Source organism: uncultured Escherichia sp., from assembly GCF_948475835.1.
Taxonomy (GTDB): Bacteria; Pseudomonadota; Gammaproteobacteria; order Enterobacterales; family Enterobacteriaceae; genus ECMA0423.
Genome location: NZ_CAOLGM010000245.1, coordinates 1 through 1955, shown reverse-complemented (window position 1 = coordinate 1955; position 1955 = coordinate 1). Strand labels below are relative to the sequence as shown.

At 52.9% G+C, this 1955-nt stretch carries 2 protein-coding genes; one reads left to right on the top strand and one right to left on the bottom strand.

What is annotated here, in order from left to right:
- Positions 1-45: 45 nt before the first annotated feature.
- A complete protein-coding gene (gene ydiK / locus QZF50_RS23545) occupies positions 46-1158 on the bottom strand; it encodes an AI-2E family transporter YdiK (protein ID WP_000248636.1) in 1113 nt (370 codons plus the stop codon).
- A 388-nt stretch (positions 1159-1546) separates the two neighbouring features.
- On the opposite strand from ydiK, the gene QZF50_RS23540 reads away from it, so the two are divergent.
- Positions 1547-1955, top strand: a 409-nt coding sequence (locus QZF50_RS23540) for an FAD-binding oxidoreductase (RefSeq protein ID WP_290389037.1), incomplete at its 3' end; no start/stop codon positions are given.

Here is a 1955-nt window from a genome sequence, read left to right as displayed (position 1 = left end):
TTAGCGGTGGTTAACAATCAGGCGGCAGAGACGCCTGATGAGAAATTACTTATTCGGTTTCTCGATTTCGCCAAGTTCTTCGAGAATTTCTTCCGGTTGGTCCGTCGGCGGCGGGACTTCTTCCACCCACGCGGCAAACAGACGCCAGGAAACGGCTAACAGAACCGGACCAATAAACAGACCGATCATCCCGAAAGCAATCAAACCACCAATAACGCCAGAGAGGATCAGGATCAGCGGTAAATCGGCACCCATGCGAATTAACATTGGGCGGATGACGTTATCCAGCGTGCCAACCACACCGCTCCACACTAACAATACCGTTCCCCAGGTGGTATCGCCGGTCCAGTAGAGCCAGATAATCGCCGGAATCAGTACCGGCAACGGGCCAAGCTGGACAAGGCAGGAGAGGATCATTAACACCGTTAGCAACGTTGCATAAGGTACGCCGGATACGGCGAGGCCGATACCGCCAAGCACTGCCTGTACTAACGCCGTCACCACCACACCCAGCGCCACCGCGCGGATAGCCTGTGCCGCCAGCAGTACGGCGGCATCTCCGCGAACGCCTGCCAGACGGGTTGCAAAATGGCGAATGCCTTGTGCCACCTGTTCACCGCGCCAGTACAGCAGGGCACTGAAGAGAAGCATCAGCGCACAATGCACCATAAAGCGCCCGATATGCGCCGCCTGCCCAACGAACCAGGTGGTGGTGGTGCCAATATAAGGGCGGACTTTCGCCATGATCGCCGTCCCCCCCATATCCAGCAAGTTGTGCCAGCCTGCATACAGCTTCGCGCCAATCACCGGAATGGTATTAAGCCACGCCAGATCGGGTAACGTCATGTCGCCGCTGGAAATGGCTTTAATTAGCGGGCCGCTGCCGTCGACGATACTGTTAACCAGCAAAGCAATAGGGATGATAAACACCATCACTAATAACAGCGTCATCACCAGAACGGCGAGAGAGCGGCGGCCAAACATGATCTTTTGCAAACGTAACAATACCGGCCAGGTGGCGATAACCACCGTACCGGCCCATGCAAAGCCGAGAATAAAGGGTTGAACAATCCACAGACATGCCACAATCATGATGGCTAAAAACAGCACCGAAAGCAGAATTTGTGCGACATCCCTGGGCTGACGAACATTTACCATAACTACTTTTCACCTTTTTTGTGCGTCAAATCGTCGACGCGACGTGAACACGCGAAACTCACCTGCATAATGATGAGCAATTTCAGCGGTTTTTAACAGGCCGATTCTGCCCTTAATTCTGATGGGCGTGTTAGAAAAAAATGTGGTACAACAACTCAGGCAACACGCAAACGATTTACTCGTCGTATTTCAAGTTGCATGTGCTGCGGCTACGTTCGTTCACCCCAGTCACTTACTATTGTAAGCTCCTGGAGTTCACTCGCTTGCCGCCTTCCTGCAACTCGAAATCCATAGAGTAAATAAACATCACCTTTCAGTGCGCTATTGCAGCCGCCTGAAAGAATAGTGTATCGACCTACATCACAGACCGCAGGAAAGGGTCAATATAATGATTCCACAGATTTCCCAGGCACCCGGCGTCGTTCAACTGGTGCTTAATTTTTTGCAAGAGCTGGAGCAACAAGGTTTTACCGGCGATACGGCGACAAGTTATGCCGATCGTCTGACAATGTCGACCGACAACAGTATTTACCAACTTCTCCCCGATGCGGTGGTATTTCCGCGTTCAACCGCAGATGTGGCGCTGATCGCCCGTCTTGCCGCGCAGGAACGCTATTCATCGCTGATCTTTACCCCCCGCGGCGGCGGCACCGGCACTAACGGTCAGGCGCTCAACCAGGGGATTATTGTTGATATGTCCCGCCATATGAACCGCATCATCGAAATTAACCCTGAAGAGGGCTGGGTGCGCGGTGAGGCCGGGGTGATAAAAGATCAACTCAATCAGTACCTGAAAC

Bases quoted from the DNA above. Each gene is read 5' to 3' on its own strand.
- ydiK (WP_000248636.1), bottom strand. From the start codon at position 1,158: ATGGTAAATGTTCGTCAGCCCAGGGATGTCGCACAAATTCTGCTTTCG.